The organism is Paraburkholderia sp. JHI2823 (assembly GCF_038900695.1).
Taxonomy (GTDB): Bacteria; Pseudomonadota; Gammaproteobacteria; order Burkholderiales; family Burkholderiaceae; genus Paraburkholderia; species Paraburkholderia mimosarum.
Map to the genome: position 1 here is coordinate 156463 of NZ_JAYMRY010000012.1, position 19707 is coordinate 176169.

17 protein-coding genes are annotated in these 19707 nt (G+C 63.3%); 3 read left to right on the forward strand and 14 right to left on the reverse strand.

The window, feature by feature from the left end:
- Positions 1 to 529 precede the first annotated feature (529 nt).
- From VSR34_RS16115 to VSR34_RS16125, 3 genes are all read left to right on the forward strand, one after another.
- Complete coding sequence (locus tag VSR34_RS16115; protein WP_342962911.1) at positions 530 to 2887, forward strand: TonB-dependent receptor; 2358 nt, start codon at positions 530 to 532, stop codon at positions 2885 to 2887.
- 117 nt (positions 2888 to 3004) lie between these two features.
- Entirely contained in the window at positions 3005 to 3715 is a 711-nt protein-coding gene (locus tag VSR34_RS16120) for a Fe2+-dependent dioxygenase (RefSeq protein ID WP_028214195.1), read from the forward strand.
- A gap of 35 nt (positions 3716 to 3750) precedes the next feature.
- Complete coding sequence (locus VSR34_RS16125; protein ID WP_255217810.1) at positions 3751 to 3975, forward strand: alpha-hydroxy-acid oxidizing protein; 225 nt, start codon at positions 3751 to 3753, stop codon at positions 3973 to 3975.
- 136 nt (positions 3976 to 4111) lie between these two features.
- On the opposite strand, the gene VSR34_RS16130 is transcribed toward VSR34_RS16125, so the two are convergent.
- The 14 genes from VSR34_RS16130 to VSR34_RS16195 all read right to left on the reverse strand — a co-directional run bounded on the left by VSR34_RS16130 (position 4112) and on the right by VSR34_RS16195 (position 19558).
- The gene (locus tag VSR34_RS16130) at positions 4112 to 5494 is read right to left on the reverse strand and encodes a sialidase family protein (protein WP_028214196.1); all 1383 of its coding nucleotides are present in this window, start codon (positions 5492 to 5494) and stop codon (positions 4112 to 4114) included.
- A 947-nt stretch (positions 5495 to 6441) separates the two neighbouring features.
- Positions 6442 to 7578 (reverse strand): porin, encoded by a 1137-nt coding sequence (locus VSR34_RS16135; protein ID WP_028214197.1) that lies wholly within the window; start codon positions 7576 to 7578, stop codon positions 6442 to 6444.
- A 134-nt stretch (positions 7579 to 7712) separates the two neighbouring features.
- Positions 7713 to 8795 (reverse strand): SMP-30/gluconolactonase/LRE family protein, encoded by a 1083-nt coding sequence (locus VSR34_RS16140; RefSeq protein ID WP_051391103.1) that lies wholly within the window; start codon positions 8793 to 8795, stop codon positions 7713 to 7715.
- 73 nt (positions 8796 to 8868) lie between these two features.
- Entirely contained in the window at positions 8869 to 9363 is a 495-nt protein-coding gene (locus VSR34_RS16145) for a YbhB/YbcL family Raf kinase inhibitor-like protein (RefSeq protein WP_028214198.1), read from the reverse strand.
- A 113-nt stretch (positions 9364 to 9476) separates the two neighbouring features.
- Positions 9477 to 10286, reverse strand: coding sequence for an SDR family oxidoreductase (locus VSR34_RS16150; RefSeq protein ID WP_028214199.1), 810 nt, complete (start codon positions 10284 to 10286; stop codon positions 9477 to 9479).
- A gap of 124 nt (positions 10287 to 10410) precedes the next feature.
- Positions 10411 to 11571 carry an acyl-CoA dehydrogenase family protein gene (locus VSR34_RS16155; RefSeq protein ID WP_028214200.1) on the reverse strand — a complete coding sequence of 387 codons (1161 nt, stop codon included), beginning with the start codon at positions 11569 to 11571 and terminating at the stop codon, positions 10411 to 10413.
- Entirely contained in the window at positions 11568 to 13376 is a 1809-nt protein-coding gene (locus VSR34_RS16160; RefSeq protein ID WP_342962912.1) for an acyclic terpene utilization AtuA family protein, read from the reverse strand. The genes VSR34_RS16155 and VSR34_RS16160 overlap by 4 nt, the downstream gene beginning before the upstream one ends.
- Positions 13361 to 14125: an enoyl-CoA hydratase-related protein gene (locus VSR34_RS16165; RefSeq protein ID WP_028214202.1), complete on the reverse strand. Its 765-nt coding sequence runs from the start codon at positions 14123 to 14125 to the stop codon at positions 13361 to 13363. The genes VSR34_RS16160 and VSR34_RS16165 overlap by 16 nt, the downstream gene beginning before the upstream one ends.
- Positions 14122 to 15369 carry a CoA transferase gene (locus VSR34_RS16170; RefSeq protein ID WP_028214203.1) on the reverse strand — a complete coding sequence of 416 codons (1248 nt, stop codon included), beginning with the start codon at positions 15367 to 15369 and terminating at the stop codon, positions 14122 to 14124. Before VSR34_RS16170 ends, VSR34_RS16165 begins: the two co-directional genes overlap by 4 nt.
- Positions 15370 to 15392: 23 nt before the next feature.
- On the reverse strand, positions 15393 to 15941 hold the full coding sequence (locus VSR34_RS16175) for a 2,4'-dihydroxyacetophenone dioxygenase family protein (protein ID WP_342962913.1): 549 nt from the start codon (positions 15939 to 15941) through the stop codon (positions 15393 to 15395).
- On the reverse strand, positions 15938 to 16708 hold the full coding sequence (locus VSR34_RS16180; RefSeq protein ID WP_063625112.1) for a cupin domain-containing protein: 771 nt from the start codon (positions 16706 to 16708) through the stop codon (positions 15938 to 15940). The genes VSR34_RS16175 and VSR34_RS16180 overlap by 4 nt, the downstream gene beginning before the upstream one ends.
- Positions 16705 to 16854 (reverse strand): hypothetical protein, encoded by a 150-nt coding sequence (locus VSR34_RS16185; RefSeq protein ID WP_342962914.1) that lies wholly within the window; start codon positions 16852 to 16854, stop codon positions 16705 to 16707. Before VSR34_RS16185 ends, VSR34_RS16180 begins: the two co-directional genes overlap by 4 nt.
- A 117-nt stretch (positions 16855 to 16971) precedes the next feature.
- The gene (locus VSR34_RS16190; RefSeq protein WP_342962915.1) at positions 16972 to 17781 is read right to left on the reverse strand and encodes a GntR family transcriptional regulator; all 810 of its coding nucleotides are present in this window, start codon (positions 17779 to 17781) and stop codon (positions 16972 to 16974) included.
- A 250-nt stretch (positions 17782 to 18031) separates the two neighbouring features.
- Positions 18032 to 19558 carry an FAD-dependent oxidoreductase gene (locus VSR34_RS16195; protein WP_342962926.1) on the reverse strand — a complete coding sequence of 509 codons (1527 nt, stop codon included), beginning with the start codon at positions 19556 to 19558 and terminating at the stop codon, positions 18032 to 18034.
- Between the last annotated feature and the right edge of the window lie 149 nt (positions 19559 to 19707).

Genomic DNA, 19707 nt, shown 5'->3' on the forward strand with positions numbered 1-19707 from the left:
TTGCGCGACGTCGATCGACCTGCAGCACGGCATCATCGTCTGAATGCCGAAACCCACAGGCTGGTGGCGGCGACGCTTGCGCCTTGTCACGGACGCTTACGGCGCTCGGCGACATGGCGCGCCGCCAGGAATGCCCGCCACGCAATCGACGACGCAAATCAATTTTGCAAACAAGAATCGTTTACATTTGCGTTACGGGATTGTATATTTCTCCCTGCAACGGCATGACAAGCCCCACTGATGACGGGCAAGGGAACTCCCCTCGAGCACGGCCGTTGCTATCCCCCGCCATGCGCAGGCATCGCCACGTCCTCGGTTGCGTGCCTGCGGCGCATGAATTTCCGTAGGCGCTTGCTCGCATAGCCGGCCAGCGCCCGGCGAATCGCGCCAATCATTCGAATGCCAGGCAATCGGGCCGCTCCTCGCTCACTGTCAGCGAAGGCTGCAGATGGAGCCTGCGCGTTTTCCGGATGTTTCGCAGTGCTACGTAGTATGGGGAAGCATATTCAAGAAGAACGGGAGCTGTTTGATGAAGCAGAAAGTCACATCGGTTGCGATTCGCCGTCTGGTTTCCGGTGCCGCCAACGCGAGTGTCGCCATGACGCTCACCTCCGTGCCCCTGATGGTGTTCGCGCAAGACCCGGCCACAACGGCCCAGGCGCGCAAAGACCAGCAGCTGGGCATCGATGCCGCCGGCGAGACGGCGCAACCGGTCGCGCAGGTGCCCAACGACGTTCCGCCTGCCACGGCGGTTGGCGGCGCACTGCCGAAGATTTCCGTCACGGCAAGGGCGCTGCTCAATACGAACGAAGCCTCCACCGGCATCGCGCGGCTTCCTGATACGGTCAGGGAAATGCCGCAGACCGTCAACGTGGTGCCACGCGAACTGATCGAGCAGCAGAAGGCCACGTCGCTCGAGCAGATTTTGAAGAACGTACCGGGCATCACGATGTCGACCGGCGAGGGCAACGGCGGCCAGAACGGCGATCAGTTCAAGATTCGCGGCCTGTCGGCCAAGGGCGATATCTATATCGACGGCCTGCGCGACTTCGGCGCGTACAAGCGAGACAGTTTCGCTATCGATAGCGTGCAGGTCATCAAGGGGGCTTCGGGCGACAGCTTCGGCGTGGGCAGCATTGGCGGTATCATCAACCAGACCTCGAAATTCGCGAATCTCGATACGGCAACGAATGTCGATCAAAGCGGCGGCTCGGGCTCGACGTATCGCACGACAGTCGACAGCAACATCAAGCTCGCCGACACGACGGCGCTGCGCGTGAACGGCATGTACCAGAGCGGCAATACGCCCGATCGCGACAATGTGAAGGACAACCGTGCCGGTGTGGCGCTGGACTTGGGCACGGGCATGGGCACGAATACCGAGTGGCATCTCGGCTACTCATACCTGCATCGCGATGGCGTGCCCGACTACGGCGTGCCGATGGCGCAGGGGGCCGACGGCATCTATCGCCCGCTGCTCGAATACGGCGTTCCGGGCATCGATCCGTCGACATCGTATGTTCGCAATACCGATTGCGACAAAAGCGATACGCACATCGTCTCATCGCTCTTCACGAAGAACCTCGACAACGGCGTCCAGATCCACAACGACACACGCTTTACGTTCTACCAGCGCGATTTCTCGTCGACGAATCCGGCAGCGGTCAGCTACGCCAATCTGCAGAAGCTGCTGGCTGGACAGAACGTCGCGCTCAGGTACGGCGCGGGCGGCGGTGTTGCGTATCTTCAGCGCGGCATCGGCGTGCAGAACGTGACCACCGCGAAGAGCGAATTCAATCTCGGCCAGTTCCGCAATCGCGCCGTGATTGGTCTCGACATGAACTATCAGCGCGACCACCGCGACCAGGGGACCTGGACCGGCCGTGTGAACAATCAGACGGTGGTCAATCCGCAATATCAGATGCCCGCCGGCTGGCGGCTCGGGTACGGTGCGACCACGCGCGACGCGGAATCGTCGGATATCGGCGTGTTCGCGAACGATCGCATCTGGCTCACGCAGCAGTTCTCACTGCTCGCCAATCTGCGCTGGGACTATTTCCGCAGCAAGTATTGGACGAACGCGACAACCGTGGCTGGGGGCACGGCCACTTCGAGCAAGGTCAGTCCCGCGATTTCGGCGATCTGGGAGCCGACGAAGGACACCATGTTCTATACGTCGTTCTCGCGCACCTATCGTCCTGTCGGCACCGATATCGCACTGGCCGTCGGCGGCGTGCAATCGGAGGTGCCGCAAAACGGCGTGGGCAATGAGCCCGAGCGCGCGGATACCGTTGAAGTGGGCACGAAGCTCGACTTGCTCGACAAGCGCCTCGGCGTGACGGCCGCGTTGTTCCAGACGCGCAAGTCGCATTCGTACACGGTGGATCCGGACACGGGCGAGCTTGCGCCGGGCTTCTCGGACAACGGCGAAGGCTACCGCATTCGTGGTGTCGAACTGGGGCTCTCGGGCTGGATCACGAACAACTGGTCGGCCAACATCGCGTATGCGTACCTTAACGGGACCGTTACCGAGGCGAGCGCGGCGACCTCCATCGGCAACACGGCGCCGGGCGTGCCGGCCAATAACGTGACGCTGTGGACGAGCTACATCGTCCCGCATTCATTGCTATCGCTTCCGGGCAGGCTCACGGTGGCCGGCGGACTGCAGTACAGCTCGGGCTACTGGGTCGATTCGGCCAACAGGGCGCGCATGCCCGACAATTTCTCGCTCGACAGCATGATCGGATACGAGCAGGGGCCGTACCGCCTCTCGCTCAATCTGTATAACCTCACCGACCACCGGAACTATCAGTCGGCGTTCAGCACGGCGCGTGCGGTTCCCGCTTCGCGACGCACATTCCTGCTGAGCGCGGGCGTGATGTTCTGATCGCGGCGATTGCCACGGGCGGCTGCGCGCCGGTGCAAAGGCATAGGGTGCCGCCGCGCAGGGCGTAACCGGCTTTCGGATTGGTCACGCATGGATCTATTCAGGATAGCTATATACATGTTAATTCAGATTCCGGACGTTCTCACGTCCGCCGAAGTGAAGCATTGCCGCCAGGTGCTCGAAGCGTCGCAATGGGTGGACGGGCGTCTTACCGCAGGCGATCTTGCCGCGAAGTCCAAGCGCAATCTGCAGATTCCGGCCGATAGTGCCGAAGCGCGCGAACTGGACGAACTGATACTGAATGCGCTGGGCCGCAACACGGCCTATCATTCGGCTGCGCTGCCGTTTCGCGTGTTGCCGCCACGCTTCAATCGCTACGATGTCGGCATGACGTTCGGCACGCACGTCGACAACGCGATCCAGACCGTGCCCGGCACAGGCGGCATGCGGATGCGCGCGGACGTGTCCAGCACGATCTTTCTCTCCGAACCCGGCGAATACGACGGCGGCGAACTCGTGATCGACGACGCACACGGCTCGCGCGCGATCAAGCTGCCGGCGGGCCACATGATCGTCTATCCCGCTTCCACGCTGCACCGCGTGACGCCGGTCACGCGCGGCAGCCGCTGGGCTTCGTTTTTCTGGGCCCAGTCGCTCGTCAAGGACGAGACGAGCCGCACGATGCTGCATGAACTCGATTGCGCGATTATCGCGCTCCGGCAGGAACTGGGTCGCGTAGCGGGCGATGAAACCGGCGATGAGCATCCCGCGGTCCACAGTCTCGTGAGTCATTACCATAACCTGCTGCGCCGCTGGTCGGAACTGTGAGTCGCACGATGAACATTCCCGCCGATACCGTTTAGCTGTCCGACTACGAACGGTACTTCCGTGCGCGCGTCGATCCCGCCGTTCACGGGTATATCGCGGGCGCGGCGGCAGACGGCATCACGCAGCGCGAGAATCGCAGCGCGTTCGATCGCGTGAAAATCATGCCGCGTGCACTGGCCGATATTTCTGCGGCCACGGCGTGCACCACGCTGCTGGGAGAAACGCTCGGTTATCCGATCCTGATCGCGCCGATGGCGTAGCATCGGCTGGTTTGTCGGGATGGCGAACTATCGGGCGTGTTGGCCGCTTCGCTGGCGGCTTGCACCGACGAAGTGGCGCTTTTCATGCGTGATGCGGGAATGGCCGGGAGCCTGCACCCGGCCGCGCCTCCATCAACTACGGTGCAGCAAACACATCAGTGCGGTTGGCCGTATTTCCCGAATTCGTTTGCACAAAGAATGGTACAAACGTCGTCCCCCTGACATCGAGCCCCTGATAGTCGCCCACAAAAAAGCCTCTGGAGTTCGGGGCCGTTTTCATATCGAAGGAACCGGCGACATGCAGTTCGCTGCCAAAGCTCTGCCCGCCGTCGGTGGACGTGGTGCGCCAGATATCCGTGGGCAACGTCGTCGTGTCGCCAGCCGGGAGATTGCGGAAATCGTAATAGGTGACGGCCACGGTGCCGGCGGAATTGACGCGAACCGACGGATTGAACGCTGGCCGCCCTGTCGGCGTGTTCACGCGGACCGGCGCGCTCCACGTGTTACCGCCGTCGGTGGATGTCGATAGCGCGATTTCGTCGAACAGGCCGCCATTGAAGCGCGAGTCTTGCCACACTACGTAGAGCTGGCCGGTCACCGGGTCAATAGCGGGTTCGGGAATGGTATCGCCCGTACGCAGAGGCTCGCCGGTGTTGGGATCCGTGACCCCAACGGTTCGCAGGTCCGCGATGATCTGCGGCTTCGTCCAGGTGCCACCATCGTCCGTCGACTTGATGAATGCAACCTTGCTGGCCGTGACGTTGAAGGGTGGCCTGAACATGTCGAAGAAGTCATAGAGCGTGCCGTCCTGCGAATTGACCACGATCTGGTTGCCGATCGTCTGCTGCCGCGAGGGAAGATTCACAATGATCTTCGGTGAGCTCCAGGTTTGACCACCATTGACCGTTTTCGCGAAGAACGTCGGTCCCCGGAACGCAGCAGCGTGCAGATCCGCGTACGGGTTGCCGTTTGGCGACTCGAGCCGGTCCCAGACCGCATACGCAACGCCGGCTTTGATCGGGTTGGCCGTCACCGACTCTTTGTCATTGAAGAACTGCGTGGTGGGCTCGTTGTTGGCGATGAGGACGCTCAGATTGCCCCATGTCTTGCCGAAATCGTGCGAAACCGCGGCAGCCACCGCGTTATTGTTGTTCGACGCGTTGAACGAAATCGATACCGTATAGGCCGTGCCATCTGGTCCGATCGACACCCATGGGTCGGAGGCCCGCTCATACCCGAGCCCGCCGGCACAGGCGCTGAAGGGCAGGGGCGTCTCCCCCCATGTCGCACCGCCGTCGAGAGAGAAACCGGCAACCAGACCGTGCGCGCCGCCGTCCGACCAGCGGTCCTGCTGCCATACCCCGATCAGGTTCGTGGAAATGGCGGGATTCACGGCCAGCCAGGGTTCGACCTCGGCGTTCACATAGTTAGTGCCAGTGCTGGATCCTCCGATAGTGCAACTGGCAAAGGGGCTGGGACCCGAGACCGGTGTGGCTGACCATGTGCTGCTGGTTGCCATGACAACTGGAATTCCAATCAGAAGTACGGCTGCGTTGTTGCGTCGCATGGAAGACTCCTTATCCAGATGCGACCCATAACAGCGGGACCGGTCGTTTTGGGCAGTGAAACAGCAGGAGCAGCCGCGCGCTCCCCTCGTCCAGGAGTTCAACGATGTTGCCGTCGGCGCGCCTTGTTCCCAACCTATCCCGCTCGCCCTACTTGCAACCGCTTCAACTGCCACAGGCCGCGAGCGCTGGTCACCGCCAGCGTGTCGGTCACGACTTCAACACGAGTGTGATCCCAGCCTGTCCTGAGATGCCAGCGTGTTCGGCCCTGCACATGAACAAAGTTGCGGCATGGTCGGCTGTGACAAACACTCCTATTGAATGTAGAACGCCCGCAGCGTGATTAGCGTTAATTTTTTGTAACAGGGACCTGTTGCCAGGTGCACTGACGCAAGTTTTCGATTGACGACGATTGCGGCCTGGCGGACGTCTTACGAGAAATGCTCTCGCAAAACGTAAATCAATCGACAGATTCGCAATAAGGTTCATCGACCTTTCGTCATTGAAAATGAAAATATGTTGAAGCTGTGTTCGGGTCACGCATTGCGTGTCCGCGCGCGTGATGGGCCCGGGTCCAGGACTCGTGCGCGCGTGTCATGCAAACGGCATAACCCCGACCCGTTGCCGCCACCCGGTGCGTAAGGACGGCGACGTCCCGGTACTTCATCTGCCATTCACGCGCGGTAGCCGTGGGTTGCCTGCCAGACGAGACCACTCACCGCACGCTGGACTGCGCGGCCGACACTTCTGGACGCCGCGTATTCATCGCCGCTAACATGCCGCCGGTCGATGCTGAGCGCCTGGGACGAGTGCTTGCCGAAGGGCTGGTGATGCTGTGTAATTCGCGAGCCTCACGGTTCAGCCGAGCATCACTGGCCGCGCGTGAGGCGTGACTGGAACATCAAAAGCGGTGGGATATGCCCGCAGCGACCAGTGTCTGAGACGCACCAAAGTCCGGAGCGCCCGTAGGGGTGACAACCCGTATCCCGGGCCAACTGGTTACTGCATTGCCGTTGTTCTTCATATAGCCAGCCCGTACGTACAGGCTCGTACGCTTCGAAAGGAAGTGGTCGTAGCCGAGTTCGATGGCGGGCGTGTTGTCGTGCGACCCGCGCACGTTGCGTTCAAGGCCTGCCACTTCGATAACGTCCACTGGTGTTGCCTGGATCGTTGCGCCGATCTGGGCGATGCTGACAGGATGTGCAGCCCCGACGGACGCTGCCGCTGAGCCACGCGACGCGTCCTTCGGCCGCGCGTACGTATAGACTAGCTGAATGTTCACAATCCCGAAGCGGTATGTGAGTGCGCCGGTGAAATGCTCGGTTGCAACCAGGTTTAACGAAGAAAAAGGCCCGACAGCGATCGTCTCCGTTCCAGGATGCTGGTATTGATAAGCGAAACCCGCATACAGCCCATGCCCTGTGTACGTTGCAGCCAGATCCAGGACGTTGCCCGTCGAGGCGGGCACGGGTTGCGTTACCGTTGCGGCAAACGCGTACATTGCGTAAAGCCGCAGGCCACCCATGTCCGGCGACTGATAGAGCATGGCATTGCTCGTGCGTCCAGTTATGCTCTGTGTCGAGAGCGTATTCCTGTCTACGGCCAGCACCGCTGCTGAAAGCGGCGACAAGGTTTCGCTGAGACCAAAGGGATCGGCGCCATAAACGACGGTGAAGGTTGGCTGATACTGTCGTCCAAACGTCAGCGAACCGTATTTATGATCAACCAGCCCGACCCATGCCTGACGATAGAACAACGTAGTCGTGTCAGCGAATAGCGACCCGTTGTTGAGGTTGTAGCCCGTTTCAACGTCGAACTTTGCCTCAAGCCCTCCGCCCAGATCCTCTTTCCCCGCCAGTCCGATCCGCGAACCTGCTGCACCGCCGCTTCTTTGCGAATAAGAAGTTCTTCCGCCATTATTCAGGTATTGCACGAATGCATCCGCAATGCCGTACAGCGTGACGTTCGACTGCGCGGCCGCCCCTGCGGCCGCGAGCAGCAACGTAGCTCCGCAGAGCGTCTTTGCAAAGAACGGCATGTCTGTCTCCTTTGTTATTCGGCCGCGCATTTCGAGCGGCCCACTTTGTCTTCGCCTGGATTGCAACCTCGCAATCCTTGTCTTTAGCCCCGTCTTCTCGATCGCGCCTGAAATGCGCACGCGAGTGGTCGAAATCAGTGAAGTGGAGCAGCAGGATCTTGTTGGCGCGCGGCGAGTTCGAGGTCTGGACTTTGCGGTATCCGCTTCCTGATTTTCGAAATCGTGTGGACTTTCACCTGGTGAGCCCACGGTCCATCGATTGTCCGTTGATCCTGCGAAAGAACCGCGCCGAGGTCGAGCGACAGGTTAGTGACGAGAACGTCGTCACCGCGGAACACCAGACTATTCGACCAAAGGAGACCTATGGGCGCCCCCTCGCGATCGATTCCGCCGAAATCGCCGAGCTTTGCAATCACTCGCCCCTGTGTCGGCTCGAGCACGAGAATCTCGTTGGACTGGTTGCATGCAATCCAGATGTTGTCGTGCTCGTCAATGATCAGGCCGTCGGGGCCGCCGCCGACGCGATTGACGAAGACCTCCGGCGTGCCAGGTTCAAGCGTCGAGCCAGTCACCGGTATTTTCACAATCGTGTCGGTCGATGTGTTGGCGACAAACAGCGCTGTCCGCTCCTTGTTGAACGCCAGACCATTCGCGCCGATGCGCGGCGCTGGCCTTGTCGGACTGAGCAGTGGGCTTTTGACCCACGCCACCCCTTCGCCGCCGCCTGGTCCAGTTTTCCAGATGATGCCCTGATGGGAGTCGGTTACGTACACGTTGCCGGCGGCGTCGAACGTCATTCCGTCAAGGCCGGGGTTCTTGCCCGTGACCGTCATGAATACAGACGAGACACCCGTATCGGGGTTGACGCTCAGGACTTTCCCAGACTGGTAATCGATTACGAGCAACTTGCCGGTCTGCGGATTGAAACCAACATCGAGCAATAGCCTGCTTGAGCCCTTGATTCGAACAGTCCGTGGGTGCTCGCCCTGAGGGTCGAACACAATGAGCGTTCCCTCACTCGTCTCAGGTTTGTTCGCCGCGACCGTTACGACGTAGACGTTGCCGTCATGGTCCAGGGCGATACCCTCAGGATGCGCCTCGCCGGGGGGCAACGTCGCAAATGTCTCGACCTTGCCGCGTTCCCAAGCCTTCGTGGCGAGCGGCGTCGCCATCAATGCCAGCAGTATCAGTACCGTTTTGGCCAGGTCCGTTCTCATCTTGCAGTCTCCAAAGTGGGGGAGTTGCAATGCGCTAAATCATTCGATCGTGCCGCCCCATGCACGCGCATCGTCAGCGGTTGTAGAGGCCGGTCAGGGTGGCCATGGCGAGCGTGTTCTGATGGATCAGGAAGCGGACCACCGCGTTGGGCACGTTGGCCGGCAGTTCCAGCTTGGGCACACCCAGCGCATGCACGGTGAAGATATAGCGGTGCGCCGGCAAGCCCTTGGGTGGGCAGGGACCGCCGTAGCCGGTGGTGCCGTAGTCGTTGATGGCTTGAGTGCCGCTGGCGCCCAGGTGAGTGGCGTCGGCGGAGCCTGCGCCGGCGGCAAGCTCGGTGACAGACGAATCGATATCGAACAGTATCCAGTGCCAGAAGCCGCTGCCGGTGGGTGCGTCCGGGTCGTACAGCGTCAGCGCGAAGCTCCTGGTGCCTTCCGGCGCGCCGTGCCATTGCAGGGAGGGCGAACGGTTATGGCCGGTCCCGTCGAAGCCATCGAACTCATGCACCGGTTGCAGCCGTTCCAGATCCTTGAATTCAGGGGATAGTAGTGTGAAGTTCCTCACGCCATTTCCTTTGATTAACTATGGTTTGCAATTAGGAAAACTAATCGTTTATCTCACGACTCGACACTTTGGCCGTGGCCGATTACTCAATCCTGCCTATCCCAATGTTTACGTCATGCGGACAGGTCAGCAACAACCCGGGCATAGGCGTCGCCCATTTCTGTCGCTGTCGGATTGCGGCGCAGCGTTAGTCCGCCATTGACCTGCAGGTTCTGTCCCGTCATGAAGCACGCATCGCTTGCCAGCCACAGAGCGGCTTCGGCGACGTCCTCCGCAGTGCCAATGCGTCCGAGCGGATAGCCGGCCTCGAAGGCCCGAAGTATTTCCGGGACGTTCAGGGCGTCGCCCGACATCGGCGTGCGAGTGATGCCGGGAGAGATCGAATTCGCGCGAATTCCCAGGTGGCCGAATTCGTTGGCCACACATCGCACGACGTGGTCAGTGCCAGCCTTGGTGCCCATATAGGCCGCGTGGTTCTCGAGCATGATCGTCGCGGTCGCCGACGAGATCATGATGATCGAGCCACCCGGGGTCGGACTTTGCTTCATTGCTTTCACGAGCGCCTGCATGAACTGAAATGGGCCCTTGAACTGGAGATCCATCATCGCCTGCAGTTCTTCCTCACTCGTGTCTTCGAATGGCTGGAGAAGTCCCCAGCCCGTGGCGTTGATGCCGACATCGACGCGACCGTAGCGCTCGCGCGCGAAGACGACGAGGGCTTCGATGTCTTCCTTGCGCGTGAATTCGCAAAGCCGGCTGGCGCCTCCTATTTCGCTTGCCAACTGATCCAGTGGCTCCGCGCGTCGTCCGGCCACAACCACGCTGGCGCCTTCTCCGGCGAAGCGTCGCGCAATGCACTGCCCCATGTTGTCTTTGCCGGCGGCGCCGGCGACGATGACGACCTTACCTTCAAACCTCTTCATGAAACTGTCCTCCCTCGATGTCCATTTGCATCTCTCAGTCTCCAGGCACGGGTTTATCGACCGTTGGTATTTTCTGGCTTACCGCTGCCACGCCATGGATCTGTTTTGTCTCGCGCCGCGCGCGTCAGTACGACTTCGGCAGCCCAAGCGCCTGCTCGGCCACGTAGCACAGCGCGAGTTCCTGCGTCACCGGTGCGAGCAGCGACAGCACGCTTTCGCGCAAGCCGCGCTCGACGTGGTACTCCTTCGCGTAGCCATAGCCGCCGTGCGTGCGCACCGCGCGCAACGACGTCTCGAAACTGGCCTCCGCGGCCAGGTACTTGGCAGCCGTGGCCTCGACACCGCAGGGCTTGCCGGCGTCATAGAGCGCCGCCGCCTTCCACATCATCAGTTCGGCCGATTGAAGGCGCATCCAGCATTCCGCCAGGGGATGCTGGATCGCCTGGTTCTTGCCGATCGGGCGGCCGAACACGACGCGTTCCCTGGCGTAGTCCGTGGCCCGCGCCAACGCTGTGTCAGCGGCGCCAAGCGCGGCAGCCGCGACGAGGATGCGCTCCGGGTTCAGCCCGTGCAGGAGGTACCTGAAGCCCTGGCCTTCCTCGCCGATGCGATCTTCGACGGGGATTTCCAGCCCGTCGATGAACAGTTCGTTCGAGTCCACCGCCTTGCGCGCCATCTTCTCGATCTCGCTGATACGCACATGCGAACGGTCGATGTCGGTGTAGAACAGCGTCACGCCGTCCATCGGCCGCGCGCATGCCTCGATCGGCGTCGTGCGGGCCACGAGCAGTATCTTGTTCGCTTGCTGGGCGGTCGAGGTCCAGACTTTCTGGCCGTGGACGATGTAGCGGTCGCCGGCGCGGCGGGCGGAGGTTCTGATGCGTGTGGTGTCGGAACCGACGTTGGGTTCGGTCACGCCGAAGCAGGCGCGATCCGAACCGTCGATCAGCGGCGGCAGCATGCGCTGCTTTTGCGCCTCGCTGCCGAACACGACCACCGGCTGCGGGCCGAACAGGTTCAGGTGTACTGACGAAACCGCCGCCGAACCGAGCTTGCCGATCGTGCGCATCACCATCGCGGCCGCCGAGATGCCGAGGCCGGCGCCGCCATGTTCCCTGGGCATGGTCACGCCAAACCATCCGCCGCGTGCAACGGCATCGCAGAACTCGCTGGGCCAGCATCCATCGCGGTCGCGCTCGAGCCAATAGTCGGCACCGAAGTCGGCGCAAAGCACCTCGACGGCGTCGCGAATTGCAAGCTGGTCTTCGGAAAAATCGAAGTTCACGCGGGGAGCTCCTGCAACATGACTGTGGGGACGTCGACCGGCATGTCGAGCAGCATCTGCGCCATGCCCTTGCCGAGCGGGTCGTTACGCATCGATGCCATGCCGCCGCCGCCCAACGCCCGCTCGCAGACGAGGTTGATGGCATGGATGCCGGGCAGCTCGTAACGTTGGACCGGCCCCCGCACCAGATGGCCGAGGTATGTCGCGACCCGTTCCGACGTCACCTGGTCTCTTAGCACCGGCAGCAGGGCCGGATGCCGCGCGATGAGACCAATGTTGGAAGTGTCGCCCTTGTCGCCGCTGCGTCCGAGCGCGATTCTCAGCAGCGGCACGGTCTGGCGTGGGCCGGCGGGCAGCGCACCCTCGCTGGGCACCAGCGGTTCCCGCGCGCCCTGCGGCTGCGGTGGCGGCAGCGCCACGGTGAATGTCGTCTCGCCGAGCGTGACCGTCGGCGTCACCTGCTCCTTCGGCATGAGCCAGGCGAACTGCCGCAGCACCGGCGACACCGTGGGACGCCCACCAGCACCGGTCGTGCCGGGGGACCAGGATGTGCCTGGTGCGGCCAACTCGCGGCTGAACATCTCGAGTGCACGCCGGTCGGCATGCGTCACCGTCAGGCGCAACACGACTTCGCGCGTCGGCAACGGGCGCGCGTGGGGCCCGTAGGCCGACTCCGTGCCGAGCAGCTCGATATGGGTGCCCAGGAAATCCGTGAACCCGCGCTCACGCAGCAGCCGGCGGCCGCGCTCGAGCAGCGCCTCGCCTGTGCGCTGCGCCTTCGCTGCGGCGTCGATTCCGACGATGGTAAGTTGTCCTGACACCTTGAAGCCCGCCGGCGCGGTGGCGCTGACCTTGTAGGTGCCGGTCGGCGGCCGGCCGCGCGCGCCGGTCACGCGCACGCGATGCGGCCCGGTCTGTTCCATGCGCACCTGTCGAAAGTCGCAGGTCACGTCCGGAAGCAGATAATTGGCCGGATCGCCTATCTCGTACAACAGTTGCTCCCCGACGGTTGCGGGCGTGACGAGGCCGCCAGTGTCCGCGGGCTTGGTGACTTCAACGCTGCCATCTTCGTGGCACTCGACGATCGGATAGCCGATGTTCGCCCAGTCCGGCACGCTGGCCCAGTCGGTGTGCAGGCCGCCCGTCGCCTGGCAGCCGCATTCGATGATGTGGCCGGCCAGACTGCCGGCCGCGAGCCGGTCGAAGTCGTCGGCCGCCCAGCCGAACTCGTGCATCAGCACGCCCAGGGTGACGGCGCTATCGACGCAGCGCCCGGTGATCACGATGTCGGCGCCCGCGGCCAGGGCCTGCGCGACGGGCAGTGCCCCCAGATAGGCATTGGCCGACACCAGCCGCTCCGGCATCGGTTCGCCGCTGGCCATTTCGACCGTGCCGGCCGCTCGCATCGCGGCGGCGAGCGGGAGCACATCGTCGCCTTCGACGATCGCGACGCGCACCGGGACGCCGAGTTCGTCGGCCAGAGCCTGCACCGCTGTCGCGCAGCCCTTCGGGTTCACGCCGCCGGCGTTGCTGACGATGCGAATGCGCTGCTCGACGGCCTGCTTCAGCACCGAGCGCAGCGCCACCGTGACGAAGTCGATGGCGTAGCCCTCCGCCGGCCGCTTCGCCCGCGCGCCCGCGAGAATCGACATGGTGAGCTCGGCGAGATAGTCGAACACCAGGTAATCGATGCCCCCGCAGCGCACCAGTTGCACCGGCCCGAGGCTGCTGTCGCCCCAGAAGCCCGAGGCGCCGCCGATGCGCACGACCTTGCCCGGCGTCGAGAATGTCATTTGCCCGTCCATTGCGGTTTCCTTTTTTCCTTGAATGCAGTCACGCCCTCGCGCGCGTCCTGGGTCAGTGCCAGCAGGCCGAGCTGCCCTTCGCCGAACGCGATGGCCTCTTCGAAGGACATCGAACGCATCGCCTTCATCGCGTACATGCCGCGCCGCAGCGCGGTGGGCGAGTTGGCGAGCAGCCGCGACAGCAGGCGCTCGAGCGCGGCATCGAGGTCGTCGGCCACCTCGTTCACCAGGCCGATCTCGCGTGCCCGCGCCGCGTCGATGGGCTCGCCCGTCAGACACAGCTGCGCGAGGCAGCGTTGCGGCAGCTGAGCCTGCAGCACGGCGAGCACCTGCATCGGGAACACGCCCACCTTCGCCTCCGGCAGGCCGAATGTGGCATGCCGGGCGGTGATCGCGAGATCGCACATGGCTAGCAGGCCCATGCCGCCGGCCATGCAGGCGCCGTTGACGCGCGCGACGAGCGGCACGTTCAGCGTGCGGGCCGCGCGCAGCAGGTCGGCATAGGCGCTGGTCGGCGTGGCATAGTCGAACGCGAAGGCATCCCCGCCCAGGTCGGCGCCGGCACAGAACGCCTCGTCGCCCGCGCCGCTGAGCACCACAGCGCGAATCGTCTCGTCCGATCTGGCGCAATCAAGCGCATCCTGCAGGGCGCCGATCACTTCCGCGTTGAGCGCATTCCGGCGCTCGGGGCGGTCGATGGTGAGAATGAGCCGCCCATCCCGCCGGCTGACGTGCACGAGCTCGCTCATGCTTCGACTCCCGTTGACTCGCTACACGCCGCCACTTGCGTCACGCCCGCCTGCACCATCTCGCGGATCTGCTGGGGCGAGTAGCCGGCTTCGGCCAGCACTTGCGCGCTGTGCTCGCCAAGCAAAGGCGGCGGGCGCAGTGGCGGCAGGGGCGTTTGCGGCCATTCGCTGGGCACCGCCATGGTTCGCAGTACGCCCTCGGTCGGATGTTCGAGTTGCTGAAAGAACCCGATGTCCTGCAGGTGCGGATCGTCGAGCAGCGACTCGAAAGTGTGTGCCGACAATACCGGAATGCCGAGCGGCTCCAGCAGCTCGCGCCATTGCTGCGTGGTCTTCGTTTTCAGCTCATCAGAGAGGATCTGGTACAGCGCCTCGACATGCTGCGTGCGCGTTTCACCATCGGCAAACCGCGGGTCGCTTTCAAACCGCTCGGCCTCGCCGATCACGCGCATGAAGGCTTTCCACTGCTCGTCGGTGTAGACGACGAGGCACACGAGGCCGTCCTGTGTGGCGTACGGCCTGCGCTGCGGGTTGAGCAGCCGCGGATAGCCGAAGCCGCCGCGCGGCGGGACGAACGTGTGGCCGTACAGATGATCGCCCAGCATCATCTGCGCGGTCGTTTCGAACATCGGGACGTCGACCGCCTGGCCGCGGCCGGTGCGTTCGCGCGCTAGCAGCGCCGCGCAGATCACTCCGAAGGCGTACAGGCCCGTCGCCCGGTCCGAGAGATTGAGCGGGGCATAGCGCGGCACGTCCGAACCGGCCCGCAGGCTGGCTTCGGGGATGGCGACTGCCGCCTGGATCAGGTCGTCGAAGGCGCGCATGTCCGCATAGCGGCCGCGCTGGCTGAAACCGAACGTGCCAACGTAGATCAGGCGCGGGTTCACCTGCCGCAGCACGTCATAGTCGAGCCCGAGTCGTTTCATCGCCTGCGGCCGCACGTTGTAGACCAGCGCGTCGGCCGTCTGCGCCAGCTTCAGCAGCGCCTCCTTGCCTTCGGGACGCTTCAGATCCAGCACGATGCTGCGCTTGTTGCGGTTCAGGTTGAGGAACAGCGGGCCAGCGCCCGTGCGCCCGCCAGGACCGGTGGCGCGCAGCATGTCGCCGCCGGGTGGCTCGACCTTGATCACATCGGCGCCAAGGTCGGCCAGCATCTGTGTGGCCGAAGGTCCCATGACGACTTCGGTGATATCGACAATGCGCAAGCCCGCGAGCGGTCCGCCGTGGTCGTAGTCGTTTTTCATCTGGCCCGTGCTCCTCTTTTCGGTCAGGAACCGGCCACGTCCGCGCCATTGCCGCGGATGTAGGGCACCGGCCCGATGTTGCGCGCCGCCGCGAGGGCTTCGAGCGCGTACCGGATCGAGACCGCATCATTGAGCGAATGGAACGAGCCGTCCTCGTTGAAACTGATTTGCGCGCCTTCGATCCAGGCAATCGTGATGGTGTCCTCAGTGTTGTCCGCGGGGGTGTAGAAGGTGTGCACCGAGCCGCCGGGCTCGTACAGATAGGAGCCCGCCGTCTGCGGCTGGTCGGGGTACTCGCGATACATCCAGCATCCCTGGATCGTCCACACCTGCGCCGTACCGGTGTGGTAGTGAATCGGCAGTGAGCATCCGGGTTCGAGGATGGCCATGAAGACCCACTCGCCACGCTCCAGGTCGAGGCGCAGCGGCTTGATGTGGATGCCCGGGAAGACATCCTTGATCAGCGGAATCTGCTCGATGTTGACGGTCAGGAGCTTGTCCTGCGGCAGAGCGGGCAGCGGCAGCGGGGCGCCGGTGGACGTGGTGGGCTGCGCGAGAATCCTTGCGTTCATGAGTTGTCTCCGATGGTTGGTGAAGGTAAGGCAGTGGATGGAACGCGCCCTTTGACAAGGAAGCCGGACGCAGGCTGCTCCGGCAACGAGCGCAGGGAGGCGGCGGCCCCGCGCGGAAGAAACAGGAAATCGCCCGGGGCGAGACCGAAGGCCTGCCCGTCGACACATGCATCGATCCGTCCGTTTTCAACGTAGAGAACCTGCTCGGCATCAGGCTCCGAACTGCACGCCGATACGCTGCCGGCGCTCATGCGCAGCGCAGCAATGTCGACCCAGCGCGCGCCAACGGTCTCCCGGTCGATAAGGGGAACCGTGCCCGTTGCGGCGTCCCCGACGGCAAGCACGCGCACCTTGCCGTGACCGCTCGTGCCGGGCGCGCCTTCGGGTTCCGTGATCGTGTGCGCCGGGTTCTCGCCATACGGTGGCGTATAGACGACCAGCACACGCCCGGGCTGCTCGCTCGTCACGCGAAACGAATGGAACACGCCTGCCGGCACGTAGGCCCAGGTCCCGGGCTCCATCGCTTCCACGCGACCCTCCGCACCAGACTCGCCGGTTCCCTCGATCATGTAGGCGCATTGCTCCAGGTGGGGATGCGCGTGCGGCCGCGCACCGTGCGATTTCACGATCGTGCCGACCAGCACTTCGAGCGCCGTCGCGCCGACGGTCTCGGGGCCAATCACACGCACATTGGAGGTGCCGGTATGGTTGGCCGGCGCGTAGGCGGCAAGGTCTGCCGCCCGGATCACGGTAGGTACGGGCTTCATTCGGGCTGGCACCATGTGGTCTTCATCGCCGTGGCGGTGGCCTGCGCCGCCATGAAGCCGGAAGCGCCAGAGTTGGTCGGACAAGTAGCCGACGCTCTTGCGAGCGACGCGAGCAAGGGGGTGGCGAGGAGGGAAAGGTTCCGCATGCGCATCGAACTCCAACGAGGATTTAACTTCGGAGAGTTGAACCTAAATGCCTAATGTTAGTAGTTTAGGCATGCGCAAAATGACGTCAAGTACGGGCTTACCCGACAGTCACGGGCTTACCCGACAGTTCGCCGCTGGGGCTCGGTGATTTCGGGTGCGGTCTTCAGGGCGGACGCGGGCAGGTCCATCTCGGAGACGTAGCGGTCGCCCCGATACCAGGCGGCACCGGCGTACAGCACGTTGCCTTTACCGTCAACGAGGCGCCGCGCGATCTTCGCGACCGGCGAGGCAAACGGAATCTTCAGCATGTCGCATAGAGGAAAATCGGCGGGCATCACGGCCATGCGTTGCCGCAAGCGTTTGCAGCGCGCGCCCAGTTGGTCGAGCACCGCGGCAAGCAGTTTGCGCTTCCTGGCGGTGTCCTTGGGCAGTAATTCGAAAAGCCACATGGGCACATAGATTTCGGCGTAGCAGAATGGCTCGCCGGAATAGGAGTGAAGCTTGCGAACACATACGTAGTCGTCGTCCGCCCTGTCGTCTGGTCCGAGCAGTTCCAGCGGCACCTTGGTGCAGCGCCGGACTTCGAGTATCTCGAAGACAAGCGCCTGCGGCGCGGCGAAGGGGTTGTTGATTACCTGTTCGAGGTCGCCCGTGGCGGCGGGCAGCGCTGCAACGTGGGTCCCGACGCCCCGCTGGCTGCGGATCAACCCTTCCTTGGAAAGCAGCTCGTATGCTTGCCGGACGGTAACGACGGCGACGCCGAGATCGTCTGCAAGCTGCGTGATCGGCGGCAGCTGCGTGCCGAGCGGGTACTGACCGTTCGCTATCCGGTGCCGCAGCAGGGACGCCAGCCGCTGATACTGTGCAACGCCGCGCTCAGGCGGCAGCTCCATCCGCTCGGCCCCAATGGGTCGCTCTTCCGCCATCGTCTAAATCCTAATCAGCCAATGTTGGAATTATATGCCAGTGATGCACTTTTGCTTGCGGGGCTTGCCAGTTGGCAACCCACCGTGAACGGGTTCTGGTTGTTCGTCGTTTTACGATGTGCCACGAGCACAGCTTATTCCGGCTTGATGGGTTCGGATTTCGTCGAAGCTTAAGGGGTGTGGCCGCGAGTGACACGCCAAACAGCCTGACCGTGAACCGTCGTTCGGCCCTCGGGGAAGCGCTCTGGCATCAAGGCAGGGTGCGCTCCAGCTCGACTTCTGCCCGCAGGCTTTCTGCATCGCGATAGATAGTGGCCACGGCGAGGACAAGTCCGTCGCGCTTGTAGCGCAGGACACAGTCGCGTCCTGCGATATTGCCGTCAACCGAGATCTCGTCCCAGCTCTGCGCGTGTCCGAGATAGTTGATCGGGACGTCGTAGTGCTGGCTCCAGAAGAATGGCACGGCGTCAAACTTCTCACGTCCGCCAATCAGGTTCATCGCCGCCGTTTGTCCCTGGCGTTGAGCGACAACCCAATGCTCCACGCGAATGGCCGTGCCAGTATGCGGATCGGGCCAGCGAGCAATGTCGCCGGCAGCGAAGACGCCAGGCGCGCTCGTCTGCAAGCAGGCATCGACCATTACGCCCCGATCGATTGCGAGGCCGGCTTGCTCGGCCAGCGCGAGTCGTGGTCGCACGCCGACGCCGGCCACCACCAGATCGGCCTCCACGCTGCCGCCCGCCTCGAGCGATACCTGCTGCGTATCGATCGCGCTGGCGGTGTTCCCGAGGTGGAAGACGACGCCGTGTTCCTCATGCAAGCGCTGCAAGAATTCACCCATCTGTGGCCCCAGCACACGTTCCATCGGACGCCGCTCTGGCGCCACGACGTGTACTTCGAGCCCACGCGCGCGCAATGATGCCGCCACTTCCAGTCCGATGAAGCTTGCCCCGATCACGACCGCGCGCCGCGTGCTCGCCGCGCGAGCGATGATGGCGCGGCAGTCGGCCAGTGTGCGCAGGGTATGCACATGCGGCAGATCCATGCCGGGAATCGGCAAGCGAACCGCTTCGGCTCCCGTGGCCAGCAGCAAGCGGTCGTAGGGCACCTTGCTCCCATTCGATAGTTCCACTTCCTGCGCGGCGACGTGAAGGCGTACGACGCCGGCCTTGAGCCGCAGATCAATGCGTTGATCTGCATAGAAAGCGTCGTCTCGAAGCGGCACCCACGCCTCAGGCGCGCTGCCGGCCAAATAGTCCTTGGACAGATTCGGCCGGTCCACTGGCGGGGCGTCGTCGTCGCTCAGCATCGTGAGACTGCCCGCGTAGCCGAGGCGCCGCAGACGCTCAGCAGCGGCGAAACCTGCAGCCCCGCCGCCGACGATCACGATCTTCTGTGGCGCTCCGGCCGGCGCGGACACAGAAGCGGCCGGTGGTGCCTTTTTGTGCAGTACGACAACCTTGTCGCCCCGAACCTCCGTGGACCAGCACGCGACAGGGCTCAAAGCCGGAGCCCGCACCGCTTCCCCCGTGCGCAGGCTGAAGCACGCGTGATGCCATGGGCACCGTACCGTGCCCTCGACGATCAACCCTTCGGCGAGCGGGCCGTGATAGTGGGTACAGGCAGCGTCGATAGCGAAGAATTCATCACCGAGCCGTGCAATCAGCACCGCGTCATTACCGACGTGTCCAGACAACAGGCCAGCTTCGCGAAGCGATTCGGTGGGCACGCCCTGCGCCAGATCAGGACCGCTTTCATTCGGTGTCTCACTGCTCATATCGACCTCCGCGGACGCTTGAGCCCCGCTTGACCAGCCAGGGGCCAAATCGAACGGGCGCCGGCAGCCCATGCACCACCACCTGCGCCGTGGAGACTGCTTCTTCCAATGGTAGTCCAGGTTCATCGGAACACCGCCACCGGCGACAA